Source organism: uncultured Holdemanella sp. (assembly GCF_934772795.1).
Classification (GTDB): Bacteria; Bacillota_I; Bacilli_A; order Erysipelotrichales; family Erysipelotrichaceae; genus Holdemanella.
The window spans coordinates 1-25,351 of the sequence record NZ_CAKVMR010000032.1; the positions used below are offsets into that span (position 1 = coordinate 1).

At 34.9% G+C, this 25,351-nt stretch carries 22 protein-coding genes, 2 tRNA genes, 1 riboswitch and 1 other annotated feature; of the genes, 23 read left to right on the forward strand and 1 reads right to left on the reverse strand.

Annotated elements, in window-relative coordinates:
* Nucleotides 1-161: 161 nt before the first annotated feature.
* The gene (locus Q0F04_RS07025; protein WP_295751706.1) at nucleotides 162-1,802 is read right to left on the reverse strand and encodes a DUF2130 domain-containing protein; all 1,641 of its coding nucleotides are present in this window, start codon (nucleotides 1,800-1,802) and stop codon (nucleotides 162-164) included.
* Between the two features lie 146 nt (nucleotides 1,803-1,948).
* Here Q0F04_RS07025 and Q0F04_RS07030 point away from each other — a divergent pair.
* The 23 genes from Q0F04_RS07030 to Q0F04_RS07140 all read left to right on the forward strand — a co-directional run bounded on the left by Q0F04_RS07030 (nucleotide 1,949) and on the right by Q0F04_RS07140 (nucleotide 25,268).
* Nucleotides 1,949-2,025 (forward strand) — tRNA-Ile (locus tag Q0F04_RS07030).
* Between the two features lie 14 nt (nucleotides 2,026-2,039).
* A tRNA-Ala gene (locus tag Q0F04_RS07035) sits at nucleotides 2,040-2,115 on the forward strand.
* Between the two features lie 57 nt (nucleotides 2,116-2,172).
* A complete protein-coding gene (locus tag Q0F04_RS07040; protein ID WP_366510377.1) occupies nucleotides 2,173-2,649 on the forward strand; it encodes a methylated-DNA--[protein]-cysteine S-methyltransferase in 477 nt (158 codons plus the stop codon).
* A gap of 106 nt (nucleotides 2,650-2,755) precedes the next feature.
* Nucleotides 2,756-2,994 (forward strand) — a binding site (T-box leader).
* 69 nt (nucleotides 2,995-3,063) lie between these two features.
* Nucleotides 3,064-4,215 (forward strand): hypothetical protein, encoded by a 1,152-nt coding sequence (locus tag Q0F04_RS07045; RefSeq protein WP_295751709.1) that lies wholly within the window; start codon nucleotides 3,064-3,066, stop codon nucleotides 4,213-4,215.
* Complete coding sequence (locus Q0F04_RS07050) at nucleotides 4,202-5,284, forward strand: iron-containing alcohol dehydrogenase family protein (RefSeq protein WP_295751712.1); 1,083 nt, start codon at nucleotides 4,202-4,204, stop codon at nucleotides 5,282-5,284. The genes Q0F04_RS07045 and Q0F04_RS07050 overlap by 14 nt, the downstream gene beginning before the upstream one ends.
* Nucleotides 5,285-5,422: 138 nt before the next feature.
* The gene (gene ftsX, locus Q0F04_RS07055; RefSeq protein ID WP_117570975.1) at nucleotides 5,423-6,325 is read left to right on the forward strand and encodes a permease-like cell division protein FtsX; all 903 of its coding nucleotides are present in this window, start codon (nucleotides 5,423-5,425) and stop codon (nucleotides 6,323-6,325) included.
* On the forward strand, nucleotides 6,322-7,686 hold the full coding sequence (locus Q0F04_RS07060; protein WP_295751715.1) for a peptidoglycan DD-metalloendopeptidase family protein: 1,365 nt from the start codon (nucleotides 6,322-6,324) through the stop codon (nucleotides 7,684-7,686). Before ftsX (Q0F04_RS07055) ends, Q0F04_RS07060 begins: the two co-directional genes overlap by 4 nt.
* Before the next feature lie 10 nt (nucleotides 7,687-7,696).
* Nucleotides 7,697-8,383 (forward strand): cell division ATP-binding protein FtsE, encoded by a 687-nt coding sequence (gene ftsE / locus Q0F04_RS07065; RefSeq protein WP_118115381.1) that lies wholly within the window; start codon nucleotides 7,697-7,699, stop codon nucleotides 8,381-8,383.
* Complete coding sequence (ftsX, locus tag Q0F04_RS07070; protein WP_295751722.1) at nucleotides 8,380-9,282, forward strand: permease-like cell division protein FtsX; 903 nt, start codon at nucleotides 8,380-8,382, stop codon at nucleotides 9,280-9,282. The genes ftsE and ftsX (Q0F04_RS07070) overlap by 4 nt, the downstream gene beginning before the upstream one ends.
* 96 nt (nucleotides 9,283-9,378) lie before the next feature.
* Nucleotides 9,379-10,794 (forward strand): S41 family peptidase, encoded by a 1,416-nt coding sequence (locus Q0F04_RS07075; protein WP_295751725.1) that lies wholly within the window; start codon nucleotides 9,379-9,381, stop codon nucleotides 10,792-10,794.
* Nucleotides 10,795-10,841: 47 nt separating this feature from the next.
* Entirely contained in the window at nucleotides 10,842-12,815 is a 1,974-nt protein-coding gene (gene uvrB, locus Q0F04_RS07080) for an excinuclease ABC subunit UvrB (RefSeq protein WP_288522653.1), read from the forward strand.
* Nucleotide 12,816: 1 nt separating this feature from the next.
* Nucleotides 12,817-13,755, forward strand: coding sequence for a PfkB family carbohydrate kinase (locus tag Q0F04_RS07085; protein WP_295751729.1), 939 nt, complete (start codon nucleotides 12,817-12,819; stop codon nucleotides 13,753-13,755).
* Between the two features lie 58 nt (nucleotides 13,756-13,813).
* Nucleotides 13,814-13,932: riboswitch (FMN riboswitch) on the forward strand.
* A 94-nt stretch (nucleotides 13,933-14,026) separates the two neighbouring features.
* Nucleotides 14,027-14,644, forward strand: a complete 618-nt coding sequence (locus tag Q0F04_RS07090; RefSeq protein WP_295751732.1) for an ECF transporter S component — start codon at nucleotides 14,027-14,029, stop codon at nucleotides 14,642-14,644.
* Nucleotides 14,645-14,646: 2 nt separating this feature from the next.
* Complete coding sequence (locus tag Q0F04_RS07095) at nucleotides 14,647-15,408, forward strand: creatininase family protein (RefSeq protein WP_288522650.1); 762 nt, start codon at nucleotides 14,647-14,649, stop codon at nucleotides 15,406-15,408.
* A gap of 56 nt (nucleotides 15,409-15,464) precedes the next feature.
* Nucleotides 15,465-16,127 (forward strand): LytTR family DNA-binding domain-containing protein, encoded by a 663-nt coding sequence (locus Q0F04_RS07100; RefSeq protein WP_295751736.1) that lies wholly within the window; start codon nucleotides 15,465-15,467, stop codon nucleotides 16,125-16,127.
* A gap of 547 nt (nucleotides 16,128-16,674) precedes the next feature.
* On the forward strand, nucleotides 16,675-18,249 hold the full coding sequence (locus tag Q0F04_RS07105) for a gamma-glutamyltransferase family protein (protein WP_295751739.1): 1,575 nt from the start codon (nucleotides 16,675-16,677) through the stop codon (nucleotides 18,247-18,249).
* 47 nt (nucleotides 18,250-18,296) lie between these two features.
* Complete coding sequence (locus Q0F04_RS07110) at nucleotides 18,297-19,064, forward strand: HAD family hydrolase (protein ID WP_295751742.1); 768 nt, start codon at nucleotides 18,297-18,299, stop codon at nucleotides 19,062-19,064.
* A 22-nt stretch (nucleotides 19,065-19,086) separates the two neighbouring features.
* Nucleotides 19,087-20,025, forward strand: coding sequence for a diadenylate cyclase CdaA (cdaA, locus tag Q0F04_RS07115; protein ID WP_295751745.1), 939 nt, complete (start codon nucleotides 19,087-19,089; stop codon nucleotides 20,023-20,025).
* Nucleotides 20,009-20,806: a CdaR family protein gene (locus Q0F04_RS07120; protein WP_295751747.1), complete on the forward strand. Its 798-nt coding sequence runs from the start codon at nucleotides 20,009-20,011 to the stop codon at nucleotides 20,804-20,806. The genes cdaA and Q0F04_RS07120 overlap by 17 nt, the downstream gene beginning before the upstream one ends.
* Nucleotides 20,806-22,140: a phosphoglucosamine mutase gene (gene glmM, locus Q0F04_RS07125; protein ID WP_295751749.1), complete on the forward strand. Its 1,335-nt coding sequence runs from the start codon at nucleotides 20,806-20,808 to the stop codon at nucleotides 22,138-22,140. Before Q0F04_RS07120 ends, glmM begins: the two co-directional genes overlap by 1 nt.
* 15 nt (nucleotides 22,141-22,155) lie before the next feature.
* Complete coding sequence (locus tag Q0F04_RS07130; protein WP_117570991.1) at nucleotides 22,156-22,815, forward strand: response regulator transcription factor; 660 nt, start codon at nucleotides 22,156-22,158, stop codon at nucleotides 22,813-22,815.
* A gap of 60 nt (nucleotides 22,816-22,875) precedes the next feature.
* Nucleotides 22,876-24,291 (forward strand): HAMP domain-containing sensor histidine kinase, encoded by a 1,416-nt coding sequence (locus Q0F04_RS07135; RefSeq protein WP_295751751.1) that lies wholly within the window; start codon nucleotides 22,876-22,878, stop codon nucleotides 24,289-24,291.
* Nucleotides 24,288-25,268 carry a Gfo/Idh/MocA family oxidoreductase gene (locus Q0F04_RS07140; protein WP_295751754.1) on the forward strand — a complete coding sequence of 327 codons (981 nt, stop codon included), beginning with the start codon at nucleotides 24,288-24,290 and terminating at the stop codon, nucleotides 25,266-25,268. Before Q0F04_RS07135 ends, Q0F04_RS07140 begins: the two co-directional genes overlap by 4 nt.
* Nucleotides 25,269-25,351: the final 83 nt, after the last annotated feature.

The following is a 25,351-nucleotide window of genomic DNA, read 5'->3' on the forward strand; positions in this document are numbered from 1 at the left end:
TGAAAAAGATTAGCCAATTTGGATCCACCAACAAGGCTAATCTTCTTTTATTATCTTTTCATGAATAATTCAGGTTTAATATTTACAATTCTTTGGATCATCATTTCATTATTTATCAATATGTTTTAAAAAAGAGGACATCTCCTATTTGGAAATGTCCTTTATTTGTTGTCTTTTTTTAATTCGTCAAATTTTTGTTTCATTGTAGGATTATTTCGTGTTAAACGCTTAATTGTAAGATCCTCTGCCTTGTTGTTAGCTAGCTGTAATTGTCGCTCACTTGATAATAACGCTTCCTTTGTCTTTTGAAGATGCAAAATAGTTTTATCGATTTCATCGATAGCTTTTGCGAATTTATCCGATGCAATCCTATAATTTCTAGAGAATTTTTCTTTGAAATCATTCATATTCTCTTCAAAGTGTGCAATATCAATATTTTGATTACGCATCAACTGTAATTCATTTTTATATTGCATAGAATTAAATGCAGCATTTCTTAAAATGGTGATCATTGGGATAAAGAACTGTGGACGAATTACGTACATTTTTGGATAGCGATGCGATTTATCAACAATACCCGTATTATATAAATCGTTATCTGGCTCTAACATAGAAACAAGAACAGCATATTCGCATTGTTTTTCATTACGGTCCTTATCTAATTCTTTTAAGAAATCTTCATTCTTATGTTTTGTAGCTGTTTTATCATTTTCGTTTTTCATTTCAAACATAATAGAAATGATTTCTACACCATTCTCATCTAACTCACGATAGATATAGTCACCCTTTGATCCTGTGCGAGCATCATTATCTTTTTCAAAGTATGCATTTTGAAAACCAGTCGCACGAAGCTTATTGAATTCAATTTCACAATGCTGTTCTAAAGATTCACCAATCATTTTAGTAGATTGTTTTAATTTGAAATCTTTATAGTAGGCAATCTGCTCATCTTTAGTTTGTAGTAAAGTATCATATTTTTCCTGTAAACTCTTTTCTTGAAGCTGATATTTCATTTTATCCTGCTCGATTTGATTTTGAAGGTCCTGCTTAATACTCTTTACATTTAATTCATTTTCAACCTTAGCCTTATCCATGTCTTGTTTTAAAGATTGGATTTCAAGATTCTTTTCATTTAACCTTGATTGATATGCATTTTCTAGATTTGCCTTTAATACTTTTTCGTTATTTGAAATATCATTCTTTAAAGCTTGAATCTCATTTTCCTTTGCCTGCAACTGCAATTTGTATTCTTGTTCAGTCTTAGATTCATTGATCTTATTCTGTGAAAGAATCTGTTCTAATTTGGCGTTCAGTTTAGATATCTCTAAATCTTTTTGGTTTAACTGCTCCTGATATTCTTTTTGTGTTTCAGTTTTCGTTAACTGCGTACTCGCTTCTAGCTTTTCCTTTAATGAAATGAGCTCTTGTTCTTTATCGTTTTGTTTCTGATTAAAATCCGATTGTAGCTGCTTGATTTCAAGTTCTTTCTTGTTCAATTGTTCTTGATAAGCTTTTTCGGTTTCACTTTTGATAATTTGTTCAGTAGACTTTAATTGTTCTTTTAAAGAAATGATTTCTTGTTCTTTATTTGCCTGAAGCTCTTTAATTTCTAAAGCTTTTTGATTTAATTTAGACTCATATTCCTTTTCTAATTTCGATTGAATGATTTGATTTGAGTTTTTTTGTCTTTCGTTTAATTCTTTTTCAAATTCTTCATTACGAACTTGTTGTAAGATTTCATGATATTGACTCTCATCCACTTGGAATACAGTTCCACAATTAGGACATTTTATTTGACTCATAAGATACCTCCGTTTTACATAATTATAATCATTAAATTGACAGTATTTATGTTTAAAACTAAATTAATTATAATATTTAAAAAAAATCAAAAAAAGGCTTGCATAATACAAAAACACATGGTATATTAAGTAGGCATTCAGCGAATGGGCCTGTAGCTCAGGTGGTTAGAGCGCACCCCTGATAAGGGTGAGGTCGTTGGTTCAAGTCCATTCAGGCCCACCATTTGCTGAATATATGGGGTGTTAGCTCAGCTGGGAGAGCACCTGCCTTGCACGCAGGGGGTCATCGGTTCGATCCCGATACGCTCCACCAATTTTAAAAAGTAAGTCATCTTCGGATGGCTTTTTTTTCTATATAAAGAGGATGATTATGTATATACAATATTATGATTCACCATTGGGGAAAATGTTATTGGCGGCTGATGAAATTGGATTGATTGGCGTTTGGTTTGAAAATCAAAAGTATTATGCGAACGGATTAAAAGAACCCATTGAAAAAGAAACGATTGTATTAAAAGAAACAAAAGAGTGGTTAGACTTTTATTTTAGCGGCAAAGAGCCAGAATTTTTGCCTAAGATGCATTTGATTGGAACAGAATTTCAAAAGAAAGTTTGGCACATTCTTCTTAAAATACCTTATGGCAAAACTATGACCTATAAAGACATCGCAAGAATGATCTCACCAACGATGTCAGCACAAGCAGTGGGAAGTGCTGTAGGACATAATAAAATATCGATTTTGATTCCTTGTCATAGAGTAATTGGATCCAATAGTAGTTTAACTGGATATGCAGGTGGAATCGAAAGGAAAGAAATATTATTAGAAATTGAGGGTATACATGTGTAATGTGTACCTTTTTTTTGATGAATGTAAAAAGTAGAATTATTGTTTACTGAAAATAAATGAAAGAAAATGCTTGCACAAATGAAAATGTAGTGTTATTATAAACGCACAAAACACAAGGAAATGGAGTAGTAAAAGGAAAATCTTTGTTAGAGAGTTGTCGGTTGGTGCAAGACATGAAGGATAGAACTTTGAACTTACCATGGAGTGGTCAGGTTGATAAGACTTGAACGTATGCTTAACGTTAATGAAGCAGGATGTGATAGCATCTGAAATGAGTGCATTCTTAAATGAATGAAGAAGAGTGGTACCGCGGAAGTATTGTAATTCTAACCTTTCGTCTCTTCTGTCTAAACAGGCAGCAAGAAACGATTGGTTTTTTTGTTAGCTTGTTGTGCACACTATAGGAGGAAAAGTATGAAAGCACAAAAAGTTGGAAAAATGGCGATATTTTCAGTAGGCGCCGTATTATTCTCAGCACATGCTGGAGGTGGATTTGCCACAGGAAATCAGGCAAATACATATTATGTAGGTTTAGGATGGACTGGTATTGTGAGTGCCATAATAGCTATGTTGCTATTGATATTGACAATGCGAGAAGCCATGGTGATGTATAACCAGAGAAATTTGACAAGCGCAAAGGATTTGTTTGAAAACTTATATCATCCATTCGATAAGTTGGAAATCTTATTTGAGATCTTCTTTAATATCATGGTTTTGATGGCTGTTGCAGCCGCAATTAGTGGTGCTGCAAGTGCATTACAACAATACTTTGGATTTAATTATTATGCTTGTGTCGTTGCGGTTGGAATTGTTGTTCTTTGCTTAACAATTTTTGGAGCTAGTGTAGTTCGTATGGCAAGTACATATATGGGTATGGCTATCTTAGTAACAGCTATTGTTATTTATGGTATGGGAATCATGAAAGGTCAAAATATTGGAGCTATTATAGCTAGTGACTTTTCTGTAAATGGTTTTATGAATATGCCTAAAGCTATCTTAAATGCATTTACATATGCAGGCTTTCAATGTGTGACATTACCAACAATCGTTGCTTGTGGAGCTATCTTACCAGATCGTAAATCTTGTTCAAAAGCAATGTGGATCTCATTTGTGATGAATGCTGTCGCATTAGTATTAAGTGTATTGATGTTAATTTCTTGGAAGGGTGTTTATGGAGAAACAACTCTACCTACATTGACAAGTTTAAATGCGATGAATGCCAACTGGATGGTTGTTGTATATGGTATTTGTTTATTACTTTGCTTAATTTCTACAGCAGTAACAACAACATTCGGATTTGTGGCTCGCTTTGAAAATATTCGTATTTTAAAGAATGTAGAAAATCCAGTAAAGAAAAGAATCATTGTATCTGCATTTATTATTGTAGTATCTATGACGATTTCAATGGCCGGATTGACAAATATTATTAAATATGGATATGGTTATTGTGGATATTTAGCTATCGCAATCATCATTGTTCCATTCTTAACTGTCGGTGTATACAAGAATTATCATACAGAAAGTGTTGAAGTAAAAGAAGGAGTAGAAGTTTATGAAAACAATTGAAATGTCTAATTATTCAGTCGGAGAAAGTTGTTATAACGAAATCCCAAGTGTATGTGAAAAATACAATGTTAAAAAGGTTGTATTGATCGGTGGTAAAAGAGCTTTGGCAGCTGCAGAGCCAAGAATTCGTGAAGCCATTAAAGAGACTGATATTATTATTACAGATTCAATTGTATATGGTATTGAATGTACAATGACAAATGTACATAAATTGACTTCAAATCCAAATGTACAAGAAGCCGATGTCATCTTTGCGATTGGTGGAGGTAAGGCTATTGATACTTGTAAAACGGCATCCATTGAAATGGATGACAAGATGGTATTCTCATTTCCAACAATCTGTTCAAACTGTTCAGCCGCTACAGCCATTGCCGTAGTATACGATGATAATGGAGCTTTGGACCACTATTCATATCCTCATTGTCCAGCACACATCTTTATCAATCCAGATGTTATCGCAAAAGCACCAAGTGAATATTTCTGGGCCGGAATTGGGGATGCATTGTCTAAACAATGTGAAGTTGAATTTGCAACCCAAGGAAAGACATTGGATCATACAGCTACAATGGGTTTGGCATTAGCTAAAACTTGTACAGAACCATTGTTGAAATATGGTAAACAAGGTATGGAAGATTGTAAAAATGATACAAATTCAGCTGCAATCGAAGCTATTGCCTTGGATATTGTTGTATCCACTGGATACGTTTCAAACTTAACAAACCAACCAGAATATTATTATAATTCAAGCATTGCGCACGCTTTCTATAATGGAAGCTGTTCAATTGCACGTGATGGACACCATCTACATGGTGAAGTTGTATCCTTTGGTGTATTAGTATTGTATGCATATGCCAAAGATGAAGAAAACTTAATGAAAATGGCAAAATTCAATAAATCAATCGGCTTACCAGTGACTTTAGCTGATGTAGACTTGGATGAAAGCCATTTAGAAGCTTTGACTGAAGCAGCCACAAAAACAAATGAGTGGAAAAATGCGCCTTTCCCATTCACAAAAGAAGAGTTTATTGCCGCTATTAAAAAGGCAGATGCAGTAGGTCAAAGCTTATAAGAGGTCGAGAAATCGATCTTTTTTTTCATTTTAATGTTGTTTTCACATGGAAGGATTAGAATGAAGGTGTATGTGAAATTTTGTGATTTGTAAGACGATTTGATAGGTATGTTATAATTGTTGTTGTAGGTGATAAAAATGTTACTATTTTTTAAGAGTTTACCAAGACTAGTACGCAGCGCCAATAAAGATATGCATCGTCATTTCTCAATGACATTTTCTTCAATTGTATCGATTGGCATTGCTTTATTGATGGCCTTGTTTATATTTGTGATTTACATGAATGTCGGAGGATTTACGAGTCAAATTGAAAGTGAATTCATGATTCAAGTCTCTTTAAATCCAACACTAGAAGATGAAGAAATTAGTGAATTATCGGATTCAATTTCATCTCTTGCTTCAGTGAAGAAAGTAACGTATTCAAGTAAAGAAGAGGAATTGGATGCGTTAATCAAAGAAAATGGGGCTATGTTTAAACAATATAAAGGAGAGGACAAGAATCCTTTATATGATGTTTTGAATGTGGAATTAAATGACAACACAAAAATTTCAAAAGTGACAAAGAAAATTTCTAAAATGGATGGTGTTGTAGAAGCTACATATGGAGGTAGTGCCATCAACACGATGATTCAACTGTTTAAAAATATCCGTGTATGGGGAAGTGTCTTTGTTGGATTGATGGTTTTGATTGCCGTATTCTTGATTCGAAATACCATTAAAATGACAATTTTAGTACGAAAAGATGAGATTGCGATCATGCGAACAGTAGGTGCTTATAACTGGTATATTTCTTTACCGTTTGTATTAGAAGGAATCTTTATCGGCTTTTGGGGCGCATTAGGCCCTGTTTTGATTTGTATATTTGGCTATACAGGACTTTACCACATAATGAATGGTATGTTTTTTAGTGACATGATGAGTATGTTGAAACCATATCCATTTGTGTTGTGTACTTCAGGCGGCATTCTTTTGATTGGAATGGTTGTAGGAATGCTAGGAAGTTATTTAGCCGTTAGAAAATATTTGAGGTGGACACGATGAGAAAATATAAATTATATGCAGGCTTTCTAAGTGTAGCTATGGCCTGCTCATTGATCATGCCTGTTTCAGCAGAAGACTATTCCGATACAGAAGCCTGGTATGCCAAGTGTAGTCAAGCGCAAACTTCACAAGCTGGCGTAAAAGCTTGTCAGGGATTTCAGGAATATCAGAAGAATCGTAAACAAAGCCTGCAAAATAGTATTGAAGCTTATACTTCAAGCATAGCTTCTTTGCAGAGTGATACGACAAAAATGGAGCAGCTTGCCAAGGAACAAAAGGAATTGGTTTCGAATCTACAAATGCAGATTAGTGAAAAAGAAAAATCGATTGAGTTGATTGAAAACAATATTAAAGAATTAGAAGAAAAGATTCAGGCAAAACAAGCTGAAATTGATGCTTGGAATGCACAAATCGAAAATCGTATGAAAAACGAACAAACAACAATTGGAACCAATATGATCATTGACTTGATCATGGGATCGGATAGTTTAAGTGATATGTTACGTCGTATTTCTGGAGTTGAAAGAATTACAGAAGATGATCAGTCGCAAATTAAAAAGCTAAATAAATTAAAGAAAGAACTTGTTTTGCAGCAAGACGAACAAAAGCGTTTGGATGAAGACGCAAAAAGTCAAAAGGCAGAACTTGAATCACAAAAAAAACAGGCCAGTGAATTAGAGGAATCTTATAATAAGTTGGTTGAAGAATATCAGAAAAAAATTACAGAGTTAGAAGCACAAAAACGTTCTGCACAAGTGGACATGAATAGTATTCGTGACTTTGTGATTTCGACAAACTTCTCAGGATCGATTGAATCTGTATCTGGATTTATACATCCTGTACAAGGTGGAAGTAAAAGTGCAGGTACATGGGCATATCCAGGTGGAGGCATGCACTTAGGACTCGATTGGGCAGCTCCAATTGGTACAACTGTAGTAGCTCCGGCAAGTGGTGTTATTCTATATGCTGCAGCCCCTGTAGGAAGCAACTCAGGCTATTTGGGTAACTGGTCAGGCTATCCTTATGGTGGTGGAAATACAATAGAAATGTTGTGTAATGTGAACAATACACTTTATGCCGTAAGTTTCTGTCACTTGTCACAAACTATCTATGTAAGTGCAGGACAAAGTGTCTCACAAGGACAAACGATTGCTCTATCTGGAAATTCAGGAAATTCAAGTGGAGCGCACACACATATTGAAGTCTATAATCTAGGTTCAATGTCAGTGAGTGATGCGGTAGCTCGCTTTAGTGCAGGTGCTGATTTTGCGTGGGGAACAGGCTGGTCAGGCACAGGTACTTCTTGTGAAGCTGGTAAAGCAGCGCCTTGCCGAGAAAGACCGGAAAAGTTCTTTAGTTAGGGGGAACATTATGATTGATTTAAAAGATGTTTCAAAAGCATATCCCAATGGAGTACATGCTTTAAATCATGTAAATTTACATATTGATAAAGGTGAATTCGTCTATGTGATCGGAGCCACAGGTTCTGGTAAATCTACATTGATCAAAGTGCTAAATGGAGAAGAAGTTCCAGATGAAGGTACAGTTATTGTAGATGGCATTAATGTAGGAGCTTTAAAACATAGAAAAGTTCCATACTATAGACGTAATGTCGGCTGCGTGTTTCAAGATTATCGTTTACTTCCAAAATTAACTGTCTTTGAAAACATTGCCTTTGCCCTAGAAGTTGTAGGTATGCCACGCAAACAAATTCGTAAACGTGTGATGGAAGTGTTAGAACTTGTTGATTTGAAAGAAAAGGCAAGAAGTTATCCTGATGAATTATCTGGAGGACAACAACAGCGTGTAACGATTGGTCGTGCCATTGCGAATAAGCCAAAAGTTTTAATTGCGGATGAACCAACAGGAAATCTAGATCCTGAAAAGAGTTTAGAAATCATTTCATTATTGGAAAAAATCAACCAAAAACTAGATACGACAATCATGATGGTTACACATGATAAAGTATTGGTTGACCGCTTTAAAAAACGTACGATCATGCTGGATAAAGGATATGTGATCCACGATTCAAATAAAGGTGGGTATAAGAGTCTATGATGAAAGGTTTACGTACTTTTTTATACGAATTGAAGTATGCCTTTCTTCAAATGAAAAGACATATTATGTTGTGCTTTTCTGCCATTAGTGCCATTGGCATTACCCTACTTTTGATTGGTTCGATATTGATTATTGGATTACACGTTAATTATTTTTCAAATGATGTTCAAAAAGATTTGAGTATTCACGTTATTTTAAATGAAGATATCAATGATGAAACTTCAATTTCAAACATTCAGAGTGAAATATCTAAATTGAAGAACGTTTCAAAAGTAGAAGTGTCTTCTAAAGACGATGAACTTGAACTTATGATCAAAGAAAAGGGAGATGCTTTTAAAGCCTATCGCGGAGAAACAAATCCCTTGTCTAATGCTTTCTTTGTCTATGTAAAGAATGCTTCTTCTATCCGTAAAACAAGTGCACAGATTCAAAAAATCGATGGCGTATCCAGTACAGCTTTTGGAGGAGACAGTGTTACAAGTTTAGTAGAAATGTTGAATATGATTCAAAAGATTGGTTTAGGCATTGTTGCCTTATTGATTCTATTGTCTTTGTATTTGATTTATAACACGATCCGAACGACAATCGATTCAAGAAGTGATGAAATCATTATTATGCGTACGGTTGGAGCAACGAATGGCTTCATCAGCAATCCATTTATTGTCGAAGGCATTTTTATTGGACTACTTGGATCTATCGTTCCATATTTATTGGTGCATTTTGGATATGAAAAGCTGTATGAAAGCTTAGATGGAAAACTATTCACACCTATGTTTGCCCTATTTAAACCAAGCGCAATCAGCTTTCAAGTAGGATTCTCTATCATTCTTGCGGGAGCCTTGATTGGGGGATTCGCATCTTTGTTTGCGGCAAGAAAATATTTGAAAATGAAACGATAAAAACATTGCAGAATAAAGGATTGTTTCGTATACTTTTTATATGGAATTATTGGGGCGAATGATTCGTCCCATTTTGTTTTAGAATAGGATGAGCTTATGAGAAAAAAAAGTCAGACAATATTGATTACACTACTATGCATCGCATGCTTTGGCGCAGGCATAAGTGTGCCAGTTATTTTAAATAAAACAACGGCAGGAAATAGTAAAGAACAAGAGAAATTTGATACCATTTATTCAATTTTGAATTCAGATTGGTATTATTCGAATAAAATTAAAAACTTAGATTCCAAACTCATGGAACAAGCCATTGATGGAATGACAACCCTAGATAAAGATGCTCATACAAACTATTTTGACTTAGAACAAGCCAAAGCCTTTTCAAGCAGTCTTGAAGGAAGTAATGTTGGATTAGGAATTTCCTTTTATTTAAATGAAAATAAAAACTTTGTCGTATCCAACGTCTACATCAATTCAACGGCGGATAAAAAAGGCTTAAAACCTAACGATGAAATTATTTCATTAGATGATTTAAAATGTAGTGAAAACGATTCAGATACAATTATTAAATATATCAAGGCCCATGAAGGTCAGAATGTTAAGACAAAATATCTTCGTGATGGAAAAGAATATACGACAAATTTGATTCCAGGTACTTTTGATTCAACAGTTGTATGCAATGTATACGACGATTATGGAGAAATCATTCTGACGAGTTTCTCAGAAAATAGTGGAAAAGATTTCTCGAAGGCAATGTCTCGTCTACAAGAAGCGGGGATTAAAAAGTTAGTCTTAGATTTACGTAATAATGGTGGTGGCTATTTAAATGCAGCATTGGAAATTTCGAGTTCTTTGATTCCTGAAAAGTCAGTTGTCTTCAAGGAAAAAGATAAAGATGGTCAGTTCACTAAACAAATGACGAAAGATGAATTTAATCAAGTAAAGATGGATAAGATTGTTGTTCTGCAGAATGAAAATACGGCAAGTGCAGCCGAAGTTTTGATTGGTGCTTTAAAAGATAATTTAGGAGATACAGTGATTACGGTAGGAACTACATCTTATGGTAAAGGGACTGAACAAGTTACAGTACCATTCTCAGATGGAACAAGTTTTAAGTATACAGTGGCACGTTGGTATACGCCAAAAGGTACAAGTATCAACAAGAAGGGATTTAAGCCAGATATTGAAGTAAAACTAGTTGAAGTAAAGACAACATCCTATTATAAAGTCAAGAAAAAGGATGTCATCAAAAAAGACAGCGTAGATGATAATGCCCAAGCTTTACAAGTCTATCTAAAGTATTTAGGATATGATGTGGATCGAACAGATACATATTTTTCAAATACTAGTTCTCAAGCTTTGGCTAGTTTTCAACAGGATCATGGTTTAGAAGCAACAGGAGATTGTGATAAAAAGACGTGGGATCTTTTGATGGAAAAAGTATTGTTGAAGATGAATGAAACACCAAGTGATGATACGCAAAGACAAAAAGCGATAGAAGAAGCACAAAAGTAGGTATAAACCTACTTTTTGTATATAATTAAAGAAGAGGATGTGAAATCATGAAAGATCAGTTTGAATTAGTATCCGAATATAAACCGAGTGGAGATCAGCCTGAAGCCATCAAAGAATTGGTTTCTGGTTTAAAAGAAGATAAAAAGTTTCAAGTATTGTTGGGGGCTACAGGAACCGGAAAAACATTTACAATTTCGAATGTGATTGCCCAAGTCAATCGACCAACCTTAGTGTTTGCGCATAATAAGACACTTGCAGGACAGTTGTATTCTGAATTTAAAGAATTTTTTCCGCATAATCGTGTGGAATATTTTGTTTCTTATTTTGATTATTACCAGCCTGAAGCGTATTTGCCAAAAACCGATACATATATTGATAAAAACACAAAGACCAATGAAGAATTGGATATGCTACGAATGGCAGCCGTAAATAGTGTTTTAGAACGAAGAGACACCATCATAGTGGCGAGTGTTGCCTCTATTTATGGTGCTAGTAATCCAGAACAATATCGTCATATGATCTTTACTTTACGTAGCGGACAAATCATTGAAAGAAATGAATTGATGTTGGCATTAGTACATCAACAATATAAACGTAATGATACAGATCCATTAAGAGGAACGTTTAGAGTGCGTGGAGACGTCATTGAAATTACACCAGGGCATACGGATCGCTATTTGATTCGTATTGAAATGTTTGATGATGAAGTGGAAAGAATCTGTGAAGTGGATCCAGTAACGGGACATGTCAATCAATCTTACCAGCTATATATTATTTATCCAGCCAATGGCTATGCGACAAGTATGGATATCATCAATCATGCAGCAGACACGATTCAAGAAGAACTCGATGAAAGATTGGCTTATTTTGATGAACAAGGTAAACCACTTGAAAAAGAGCGCTTGGAACAAAGATGTCGCTATGATATAGAAGCATTGAGAGAATTTGGCGTATGTCCAGGTATTGAAAACTATTCTCGACATATTGATGGCAGAAAACCAGGTGAAAGACCGTATACACTATTTGATTATTTTCCAGATGATTTTTTACTTGTGGTCGATGAAAGTCATGTTTCCTTACCACAAATTCGTGGCATGTATAATGGAGACCGTGCAAGAAAACAAATATTGGTAGATTACGGTTTTAGACTTCCAAGTGCTTTAGATAATCGTCCTTTGCGTTTTAATGAATTTGAAGGATTAATAAAAAATGCCATCTTTGTATCCGCAACACCAGGCGATTATGAATTGGATCAAACACACGGAGAAATTGTGGAACAAATCATTCGTCCAACAGGATTATTAGATCCAGAAGTCGAGGTGCGTCCTATTGAAGGTCAGATTGATGATTTGGTGGATGAAATCAAGGAGCGCATTGAAAAACATGAAAGAACTCTGATTACGACATTAACTGTTCGTATGGCGGAGGATTTAACTTCCTATTTAAAGAATATGGATCTAAAGGTAGCGTGGCTACACCATGAAGTTACAACGATTGAACGTACGGAAATCATTCATGATTTACGCCAAGGTAAATATGACGTGCTTGTAGGTATCAACTTGTTAAGGGAAGGTTTAGACATTCCAGAAGTCAGTTTGATTGCGATATTAGATGCAGATAAAGAAGGTTTCTTAAGATCAAGACGATCATTGATTCAGATCATTGGTCGTGCAGCCCGTAATGCCCAAGGAAAAGTTATTATGTATGCCGATAAAATTACAGAGAGCATGCAGGAAGCTATGGATGAAACCGCAAGACGTAGATCAATTCAGATGGAATACAATGAAAAACATGGTATTGTTCCTAAGACAATCATCAAACCAATCCATGATGTTGTTCGTTCTAAGGAAACTAAGGAAATGGCAGCTAAGTATTTGAAGAAGAAAAAGTTGCCGGCAAAACAAAAAGAAAAGATGATCAAAGAATTAGAGCAGGAAATGAAAGAGGCAGCGCGTACTTTAGATTTCGAAAGAGCAGCACAGTTAAGAGATATTTTATTTGAAATGAAAGGTGAAAAATAACGTGATTCAAAAAAAGAATGGAATTGTCGTAGTAGGTGCGATTTTTGTGGATATTAAAGGCTTTCCACAGGATACATATGTTTCTGATGGAAGAAATGCGGGACATATTGAGTATATTCATGGTGGTGTAGCAAGAAATGTTGTAGAAGATATTGCGAATTTAGGATTAAACTCTACCTTTGTTGGTATTGTTGATAATACGGCATTGGGAATAGATGTTAAACAACGATTACAAAATCGAAATGTGAATACAGATTATATGAAATCTATAGAAAATGGTATGGGTACATGGCTAGCTGTTTTTGATCATAATGGAGAATTAGCAGGTTCAATATCTCATCGTCCGAATTTAATGCCAATCTATTCAATTTTAGAAGAAAATGGAGACGCAATTATTGAAAATAGCGATTCTGTGGTGGCTGAAATAGATATGGATGAGGAAATTGTTGAAAAAGTTGTTTATTTATGTCAAAAACATAATAAAAAAATATTTGGTGTTGTCAGCAATATGAATATTGCGATTAAAAGAAAAGATCTTTTGAAGCAATTTGATTGTTTGATCTGTAATCAATTAGAATCGAGTATTCTTTTTTCAAGAGATTTTAAAGAGATATCAGCAGAAGAATTGAGTCATACATTGATTGATGAACTGCAACAATCCGAATTTAAATCGTTGATTGTAACGCTTGGTGAAACTGGTTCTTTATATGTGAAAAGCACTGGGGAATGTGGCTTTTGTCCGGCTCGTCAAATAGAGGTAAAAGATACAACAGGAGCAGGAGATGCATTTTGTGCGGGTGTAAGTGCTGGGCTAACCTATGGTAAGAGTATGCTTGAGGCTATGAAGATAGGTAGTCATTTAGCTAGTTCTGTTATAGCTTCACGTGAAAATGTATGTCCTTGTTTTATGTCCAATAAATTTAATATTGTGAAAAAATAAACAAATTAGTTGCATGATGAAAGATTATGTGCTATTTTATTTGCGAACATAGATTCAATGAGTTCTTCGGGGCAGGGTGCAATTCCCTACCGGCGGTAAAAGTCCGCGACCCACGCAAGTGGCTGACTTGGTGCAATTCCAAGACCGACAGTATAGTCTGGATGGTAGAAGACACAAAAGTATTTTTTGTATTTTTTTAGACCCCGAGAAGATTTTTTTCTTGGGGTTTTCCTTTTGGAAGAGCTTATACGAATCAAAAGGAGGTAAAAAGATGAAAAAATGGAATGTTCAAACAATTGTATTAACGGCGATGCTTGCAGGTCTTGCAGGTGCTTTGATGTCATTGGAATTTTCATTACCGATGATGCCACCATTCTACAAGATTGATTTTAGTGATGTACCAAGTATTATTGCCCTATTTAGTTTAGGTCCTGTATCTGCCACTTTAGTTGAAGTCATTAAATTGGTTGTAAAAGTAGTGACAGTTGGAACAAACACAGCTTATGTTGGTGAACTCGCAAATCTTTTAGGTATTTTCCTATTTATTTTACCAACATGGTTTGTGTATAAGAAAATGAATAAGACAAGAAAGGCGGTAATTATTTCTTTACTTGTTGGAATTGTTGTACGAACTATGTTCGCATGTTTCTGCAACGCATATATTACTTTACCATTGTATGCCAAGGCCATGGGTATGCCACTTGACTCTGTTGTACAAATGGTGGGTTCTGTAAATCCAAGCATTAAAGATTTAACTTCATTTATTGCGCTAGCGACAATTCCATTCAACTTGATCAAAATCTCAGCTAACTACATCATTGGATATTTCTTGATGGAAAGATTGGCTGCCATTCGTCCAAGCTTTAAGTTTATCTACGAGGCAAAATAAGTATGATTTGTAAGTATCAAGAATTAACACGTTTAGAAATGGAACAAGTCGATCGAGAAAACACAATTGTTTTGATTCCGTTAGGTGCATTAGAACAACATGGAAATCAAGCACCACTTGGTACGGATACACTGATTGCCGGGGCAATGTGTGACTATATTGAAAAAGAGTTAAAGGATGAAGACATAAACTTATTATTCTTTCCGGTAATTCCAGTTGGACTGAGTACGGAACATAAAGAGTTTTGTGGATCCATTACATTTAAACCTATGACTTACTATCATATGTTGTATGACATATGTGAAAGTCTAGCTCATCATGGTTTTAAAAAATTGGCTTTTCTTGTATGTCATGGTGGAAACGCACCTGTCGCAAATTTGATTTCTAGAGAAGTTCGTAGTGATTTTGAGGTGTATCCATTTGTGTTAAATTCAGGAGCCTTTGATCATCCAGATGTGAAGGCAACGATTTCTAAGGGGAACACGTTTGATTTTCATGGTGGAGAAATGGAAACTTCCATGGTCATGGCGATTGATGAAAGTCTAGTTAAATTAGAAACAAGTGAAAAGGGTATTCCTAAAAATACAGCTATGAAAGCCCATTTGTCTTGGCTTGCCACAGATTGGGTAACTGAAAAAGGAAAGCCCATTGGGATTGGTGGAGATCCAAAGGGTGCAACTAAAGAAAAGGGAGAAATTATATTAACGATTAGTGCTCGTGAAATTGTTAAGGATTTGATTTTAATTCGTGACTTTAAAGAATAATAATTTGAAACGGTTTACATTTGATAAAAGTGAGATCACTCTTTATAATTATAGGTATGATAAAAGTAGCCATATTAGAATATGAAAAAGAAACTAAGGACATCGTTTTTCAATTATCTAAATTGTTTATGCATGAGGATTGGTGTTTTCGTCATTACTTAAAGGCGAGTGATCTCGCAAAACGGATGAAGGAAGAAGATTATCAATTATTTGTGTTTGATGAAATGTTTAAGACAAGTCGTATTGAAAGTGTATTTGTACATGATAATCCCAATGCGATTGTGATCTATGTGTGTGAAAATCCAATTAAGACACGTGGTGATGATGAAAGAAGTCGTGTGTTCTATATTTCAAAGGAAAATATCGCAGCCGACATTTCAGCTTATGATCAAATGATTCGTTCGCAATGTATTCAAAGTCATGTGTATGAATTTAATTATGATGGAGTTCGTATGAATCTTTCGTATGAAGATATCTATTATTTGGAAAAGAATGAAAAGATGGTGTATTTCTATACAAAAAAAGGCATTTTCCACAAGCGTGACAGTATGAATGCACTTGAAGAAGTTTTTAAAGAATTCGGTTTTTTACGAGTACACGTATCCTATATTGTGAATTCTAAATATATTGTGGCTTGGTATAAAGATGAAGTTGAGCTTATAAACAAGGTTCTGATTCCTGTTTCTAGAGGAAAAAAGCGAAAGATATCGATGAAATAACCAGTTTTACCAGTTTCAAGGCAAGTTTTACCACTTGCCTTTTCTTTTTGTTTTTGTTGTATATAATGAAAGTGTAAAGAGAAGTAAGAGCAGAGAAAACTTCTCTTAAGACAAAAAGAGAGCGGTGAGAAGATGACAATAACATAGAGTTGAAACGGAAAGTTTTAACTATAAAAAGTTGAAGCTATGGAGAGAAGGCTCCAAAGGTTAAGCTAGAGGAATTCTAGAAAAAACATTCAGTGGAACTTAACAGGAAAAGGAAATAGGATTTAGATAAAGGGTTTTTATCAAGTGAATAATCACAAAAAGGATAGAGTACTTGAAATGTTAAGGGATATCATCCAAACTAGATCATGGAACTTTAAGATACTCATATATGGTCATACTTGAGAAAATGCTTAAGGAAAAATGAATAGAAAATCATAATGTGGATGATAAAAAATTGGATAAGGTAGAAAAGTTATCCGGTTTAAAAAAAGTGAATAAATAAATCAGAGCAGATGGAATGTCTGCTCTAATTTTTGTATAATGGTTTCGGTGAGAAAATATGGAAATTGATTATTATAAAAATCCATTCGCATCCAAACGAATGAATGTGATTGCGCGAAATGGTGTTGTTTGTACAGGAAATAATTTAGCTACACAAGCCGGCTTAAGAATGCTTCTACAAGGTGGAAATGCCGTGGATGCAGCGATTGCGACAGCCGCTTGTTTGACGGTTGTAGAACCATGTTCAAATGGGCTTGGATCGGATGGATTTGCGATTGTATGGATGAAAGATAAGATGTATGGCATGAATAGTTCAGGCCATTCTCCATATGCGATTTCGGCAGATAAAGTGGATGAAATTCCAAAACGAGGATGGATTCCAGTTACGGTGCCTGGTGCTGTAAAGGGTTGGAAAGCTTTAAGTGAAAGATTTGGTTCTTTGCCGTTTAAAAAGTTATTAGAGCCTGCCATTGATTATGCAAGAAATGGATATCCAGTCAGTGCTGAGATTGCTCGTATGTGGAAAAAAGCTTTAAAGGCGATTCCAAATAGCGAAGAGTTTAAGGGTTGGTATGATACTTTTACTTTTGATGGAAAAACACCTGAACCAGGACAAATGATTTGCATGCCAAAACTTGCGGATGCACTAGAAAAGATTGCTGATACCAACACAGATGCTTTGTATTATGGAGAATTGGCGGATCGGATTGATGAAGAATCTAAAAGATTTGGAGGATTCTTACGAAAACAAGATTTAGAAGATCATGTTGTTGAATGGGTTGAACCTATTCATGTAGATTATCATGGCTATCAAGTGTGGGAATTACCTCCTAATGGACAGGGCATTGTGGCTTTAATGGCTTTGAATATTTTAAATAATTTTCAATTTAAAAATAGAGATGTAGATTGTATTCACACGCAGATGGAAGCCTTAAAAATGGCTTTTGCGGATGCCAAAGAATATGTAACAGATCCTAAATATATGAATATGTCGGTGGATGATTTGATACGTGTTGATTATGGTAAACAAAGAGCAAGTCAAATTGGCCATTTGGCTATGCCACCAAGGGTAGATAAGCCGCACGGATCAGGTACAGTCTATTTGTGCACAGCCGATAAAGATGGCAATATGGTTTCTTATATACAATCCAACTATATGGGATTTGGCAGTGGCATTGTCGTAGATGGTGTTTCTTTACAAAATCGTGGATATGATTTTAGTTTAGATCCATCTCATGTGAATTACTTGATGCCTCATAAAAAGACGTATCATACAATTATTCCTGGCTTTTTGACTAAAGATGATAAACCCGTTGGGCCTTTTGGTGTAATGGGTGGTTATATGCAGCCACAGGGACATATGCAAGTAATTAGTAATATGATTGATTTTCATTTAAATCCACAGATGGCTTTAGATGCCAAACGATTTCAGTGGATGGAGAATATGAAATTTATCGTTGAACCTGGCTTTGATGAGAATATAATTTCTGAATTAAAGAAACGTGGTCATGAAATTGAAATTGAGCCCGAATTAGCAATGTTTGGGCGTGGACAAGTCATTATTCGATTAGAAAATGGAGTCTATGTTGCAGGATGTGAGTCAAGGACGGATAGTAATATTGCTTGTTATTAAATGTATGTGATAAAATTATAATAAATAGAAAAGTTGAGGAACTACACATGAAGCTTTTAGCTACAGATTATGATGGTACATTACGTTATGCACAGAATGTAATGCCAGAAGATTTAAAATCGATTGAGGAATGGAAAAATAAGGGGAATAAATTCGTGATTGTGACAGGTCGTTCTAAAGAATCGATTGATGCACAAATCAAATTATTTAATTTGCCATGTGATTACTTGATCACAAATAATGGTGGTATGGTTTTTGGAGAAAATGGAGATGTTTTATTATCCAATTATTTGAATTTTGATGTTTGTGTAGATATTTTACATAATGTTAAAAAATTAGACACAGTGATTAGTTATGTTGTGAATGATGGAGTTCACCGTCATCGTATTGTATTGCAGCCAGATGCAGTGGATCATCGTTATCCAAATTTAAAACCGGATATTACGGAAGCCGAATTGTTGGATATGACGCATTTTGCGCAGATTGTATTATCAATGGAAAATACAGATTCAGCCTTAGAAGTGGCAAGTAAAATCAATGATTTGTATTATGAACAAGTTGTTGCTTATCCAAATAATTTCGTTGTTGATATTGTACCAAAAGGGATTTCTAAAGCGACAGGTTTAGATTTCTTGATTGAATATGCTAATATCAAAGAAGAAGATGTATATACAATTGGTGATGGACATAATGATATTCCATTGATTGAATTTGGTGTGCATGGTTCGGTTATGTCGTGTGCAGATGAAGATGTAAAAGCACATGCTCAAGTTGAGTATGATTCAGTAAGTGATTTAATTTCAAAAAATTTATAAATAAAATAAGGGGGTATTTTAGATGAGTTTTAGCTTATCTGATATTACATTCCTAATTCGATTATTATTGGATATTTTAGTAGTATGGGGATTGATATATTCTGGACTAAGAATTGTGCGTAATAATTCACGTACGATTCAACTTGTGAAGGGTGTATTGATTATCGTTTTAGTCAAGGCTTTAGCGGTATGGCTAGGCTTAAATGCTTTAAATTATTTGATTGAAATGTTCTTGAATTGGGGAGTTGTCGTTATTTTGGTTGTTTTCCAGCCGGAAATTCGTGGTATGTTGGAGAAAGTTGGTAAATCAACAGCTATCTTAACAACGGATGTCTCCGTTTCACAAATTCAACAAATGATCAATGAATTGGTAGAGGCATGCACAGAAATGTCAAAATCAAAGACAGGAGCCTTGATTTCTATCGAAAGAACACAGAGCTTGTCCGATTTTATTCGTACAGGAATTGTGATGGATTCGGAAGTTTCAACTGAATTATTAGGAACAATATTTCAGTATGGAACACCAATGCATGATGGTGCCGTTATTATTCAGGGGAATAAAATAGCGTGTGCAGCAGCTTATTTTCCTCCAACCACAAAGGATCTTCCTAGTAAGTATGGAGCGAGACATAGAGCGGCTGTCGGTATCAGTGAAATTACAGACTCAATCACAATTATTGTGAGTGAAGAAACAGGAAATATTTCGGTTGCGGTCAATGGCCAGTTAACGCAATATCCACCAGAAGGGTTACAGCGTTATCTAACAAATATGTTAGTGACAGAATCAAGTCAAAATCCGTCTTCAATTCTTGTTCCTATGTTGTCTCAGGCTAAGTCTATGAGTAAACGTGCTAAAAAACAGACTGAGGACGCAAATAAGGATGAGCGTGTGAAGGCAATTGAAATTGTGAATTTATATGAACAGAAAAAGGAGGGCAGTCAACATGGAATCTCCAAATAAAAAGGGCCCTTCTGTATGGTTCAATGAGTTGCGTGGTTTATTGACTTTGATATTCCAAAAAGTAAGTAAACTCGTAGACCGTGTATTATTTGATAAAAAAGGATCTGTAATTATTTCTTTGGTTTTATCCATTATGATCTGTGTTGTGATCAACTATGAAGATATTAGTTTAAAATTGTTCAACGATACAAGAACAACTGTGGATCTAAGAAATGTAGCTGTTGAAGTACTAGCAGATACAGATAAATATGATGTGGCTGGTGTGCCAAGTACAGTTGATGTTTCATTAACTGGAGATGCGACAAGTATTCAAGTATTCCGTTCAAAGGGTAGTGTGCAAGTCGTGGCTGACTTGAAAAAATATTCGGAAGGTGAAAATATCATCAATTTAAAGGTGAAAAATTTACCGGAAAAAATTGAAGCGGTTGTAGATCCTGCTACAATTGATGTTACGCTTTCTAAAAAAGTGACAAAATCATTCACGATCCAACCAGAATTGTTGGTGGGATCCAACCAAAAGGTGACTGATTTTGAAACACCTACATTAGATGTGATGACAGTTAAGATTACGGCAAGTCAAAATCAATTGAATTCAATTCGAATTGTGAAGGCATTGATTGACTGCACAGGTCAGATTCAGGATTTTGAGGCTAATGCAGCATTAGCGGCTTATGATGCGAAGGGTAATCGAGTCAATGTTACATTATCGCCAGAGACGGTACACGCAAGTGTGAAACTAGCTAAAAATATATCAGATACAGACAAGGAGGATTCAGAGTAATGGGTAAGTATTTTGGAACAGATGGAGTTCGTGGAAGAGCGAATGAAGGTTTAACTTTAGATATGTCTATCAAGATTGGACAATATTTAGGTTGGTATTATGGAAAAGAAAAACATGCGAAGATCTTGATTGGTAAAGATACAAGACTTAGTGGAGATATGTTTGAATTAGGTCTTGCGGCTGGTGCTACAAGCATGGGTGCTCAAGTCTATTTATTAGGTGTATGTCCAACTCCGGCTATTTCTTATTTGGTTCGTAAAGAACGTTTTGATTGTGGAATCATGGTAAGTGCAAGTCACAATCCATACTATGACAATGGTATCAAGTGTTTTAACCACAATGGAGAGAAGATGGAAGAAGAACTTCTTCTTGAAGTTGAAAAATATATGGATGGCTTAACCGATTTAGATCTAGTAACAGGAGATCACATTGGAGAATATTTCGAATGGGAAGATGGACTAGAAATCTATATGAGCTGGTTAAAAGAATGTGTTCCTGTAGACTTATCTGGCATGAAGATTCTTTGTGACTTGGCAAATGGATCTGCGACAAGTACTGTGGTTGAAACTTTGGATTCATTAGGTGCTACAGTAGATGCCATCAGCAATTCGCCAAATGGTATTAACATCAACAATAAGTGTGGTTCTACACATCCTGAAGGACTACAAAGAATGATGCGTGAAGGGGACTATGATATTGGTTTGGCATTTGATGGGGATGCCGATCGTTTGATCATGGTGGATTCAGATGGAAAGCTTTGTGATGGAGACTATATCTTATATATTTGTTCTCGCTATATGAAATCAATCAATCATTTAAACAAGAATATGGTTGTCACAACGGTTATGGCAAATTTAGGTTTATATAAGGCTTTAGATGCCAATAAGATTGATTATATTCAAACGGCAGTAGGAGATAAGTATGTATTTGAAGAAATGCAGAAGAATGACTACTGGGTTGGTGGAGAACAAAGTGGACACATCATTTTCTTAGAACATGAAGTCACTGGTGATGGTTTAATGACGGCATTAAAGATTCTACAGATCATGAAGGCTACAGGAAAATCATTGAAGGAATTAAGTGAAGGATTGTTCATTTATCCACAGTTATTAAAGAATGTGACTGTAAAAGATAAGAATGCATGTCTAGAAAGTAAAGAACTACAAGAAGTTGTGGATGCAGTTGCGAATGATTTAGGAAATGAAGGACGAATCTTAGTTCGTCCAAGTGGAACAGAACCATTGATTCGTGTCATGGTGGAAGCGAAAACAGATGAGTTATGTGCTCAATATGTTAAGCGTGTTACAGATTTCTTAGAGGAAAATAATTTTTAGAAAGAGGGTGGCCCAATGAAAAGAGTCATTAGTATTGTTGAAGACGAGAAGGATATCAATAATCTAGTTGCCCAATACTTACGTAAAGAAGGATATGAGGTTCATTCTTACTATACATATGAAGAGGCAAGTGCACATGTTGCGGATGATGATGTGCATTTGTGGATCTTAGATATTATGTTGGATGACAAATCTGGTTTTGACTTGATTGAAGAAATTCGTCTTCAAGGACCAGAAACGCCAGTTATCTTTATGTCTGCGCGCGATAAAGAATTTGACCGTATTATTGGATTAGAGAAGGGTTGTGATGACTATATCACAAAACCATTTTCACCAAAAGAATTAGTATTAAGAGTCAACAACATCATTAAGCGTGCTTATCGTGATGATAATAATCGCATCAGTATTGATGGATATGAATTGGATGAAGAGCAACGAAAAATCTATGCGGACAACGTGGAAATTGAATTGACGACTAAGGAATTTGACTTGTTGATGATGTTTATCAAAAACAAAGGAATTGCCTTCTCACGTGATAAAATTCTTGAAAATGTTTGGGATGAAAACTACTTTGGTAGTGATCGTGTCGTAGATGATACTTTGCGTCGTTTGCGTAAAAAACTTCCAAATTTAAACATTCATACAATCTATGGATATGGATATCGTTTAGGGTGATACAAATGTATCCCCTTTTCTTTTTCTTATGGTAAAATGTTTATGATGAGGTGATATTTTATGAAGGGACCTTCCTTTTATTTTCAAAAAATGTCATTAACACGACAAATTTTAACAATCATTTTGACGGTTTTGATGTTTTTTATTATGTTTTTCTTTGTGTTTGTCAGCGATAATATTGATCGAACCATTACCAAACAAATGTATGAACTAATTTTAAATCGACAAACACCAATCGTTGGATTGGTGGATTCAAAACAAACCGATAGTTTAGATGATATTTATGCGTTTTTAGCGAGTGACAGTGTTCAAACAAACTGTATTATTCAAGATGGTCAAATGAATGTGATTTCGAATCAGAGTTCTAAAAGAAAACCAGTGAATCATAAAGTATATGAGTATTTATTAGAACAATCCAAACAAATGGATTCTGAAAGTGAAGAAGCATTGCAGGGGACAATTACAGTCGCAAACTCGAAGTATTATTATCGTTTGATCTATTGTCATGACGGTATAATTTTGGCAAGTTTTATGGATGATACGTATGCGACGCAATTTAGAGATTCATTAATTGATTCTACAGTATACGTTATTGTGATTGCGTTTATGATTGTATTCCTAATTATTTTAATGTGGGTGTTCTCTATTATTCATCCTTTGAATTTGATTCGAAATTATATTGAACAAATTAAAGATGGAAAAGAAGTGGAACTTCATTTAAATCGTGATGATGAAATTGGTGAGATGGCTACTGCGATTGTGAAGATGAATGATGAATTGAAAAAGCAGGATAAAGCCAAAGAAGACATGATTCATAATATTTCACATGATTTAAAAACGCCGATTGCGACAATTAAATCGTACGCTGAATCGATTAAAGATGGTATTTATCCATATGGAACTTTGGAAAGCAGTGTTGATGTCATCTTAGATAATGCACAGAGATTAGAGAATAAAGTCCATTCTTTATTATATATGAATCGTGTTGAATACTTAGTGGCCAGTGATGCCGAGGGGGTAGTCACAAATATGAAGGATGTTGTGGAACAGGTTGTATTAAATGCAGCTGTAATTCGTCCTGAAATTCAAGTGATTACGGATGTAGAAGAAGTTTTCTTTGACGGCTTGATCGAAGCATGGCGTGTTGCGATTGAAAATATTATGGAAAATGCATTCCGTTATGCGAAATCTTATATTAAGATTGAAGTAAGAGAAGATTGGTTATGTATTAGTAATGATGGTCCAAAGATGCCGGAGGATCGAATTCAATCATTATTTAGACCTTATGAAAAAGGTGAAGGTGGTCGTTTTGGACTCGGATTATCCATTGTTTCTAAGGTTTGTAAGGCCAATCACTATATTGTGAAAGGTGAAAATAGCGAGGATGGAGTTCGCTTTATTATTTATCGTAAGACAAAAAAACAAAAGAAGAAAAAAGAAAATAACTGGGTAAAAAATAAAGGAGAAAAAGTATGATGAATGTCGCAACAATTGGTTCTGGTGTAATTGTAGATCGAATGATTGAAGCCATGCGTTTAGATGGTCGATACAATTTATATTGTGTATATTCGAGAACAGAAAAGCGTGCTAAAGAATTTGCCGAAAAACATGGAATTCAAAAGTATTACACAGATATGGAAGAAATGTTGAATGATGACAATGTGGATATTGTTTATGTTGCAAGTCCGAATTCTTTACATTATTCACAATCAAAAATGGCGTTGGAACACAAGAAGCATGTTATTACTGAAAAGCCATTTACTCCAACTTTAAAAGAGTGTAATGAATTATTTGAGATTGCCAAAAAGAATGGTGTCTATATTTTTGAAGCCATCACAAATGTGCATTTGCCAAACTATAAAATCATTAAAGAAAATCTATCCAATTGTGGAGATATTAAGATGGTACAGTGCAATTTCTCACAATATTCATCAAAGTATCAAAAGTATAAAGATCATATTCAGACAAATGCGTTTGATCCAGCCTTCAATGGTGGCGCTTTAATGGATATCAATGTATATAATCTACACTTTGTGACAGGACTATTTGGTAAACCTCGCGAGGTTCATTATTTTAAAAATGTTGGATACAACGGCATTGATACAAGTGGAATCATCATTATGCAGTATCCAGATTTTATCGCAACTTGTACGGGTGCGAAAGATTGTTCGAGTCCTTATACAGTATATGTACAGGGAGATCAGGGAACGATTATTGTTTCTGGAGCAAGTAGTGGTGTATGTAAAGATGTGTATTTTGATGCACCAAAAAGAGATCAAATTGGTAAAAAAGCTATAGATACAAAAGAAAAAATCAGTATTGAACAACCAGATCACATGTTGTATGAGTGTCAGGACTTTATGGATATCATTCTAAATAAGGATGAAGAAGCTTATACAACATTTAAGGAACAAACCCAAATTGTTGTAGAACTATTAGAAAAGCTATCATGATGATAGCTTTTTGTACGACAGGCAGTCGTGCTTATAGTTGATAATCCAAATCAGTGATTATCAACTGTTTTATTTTAGAGACA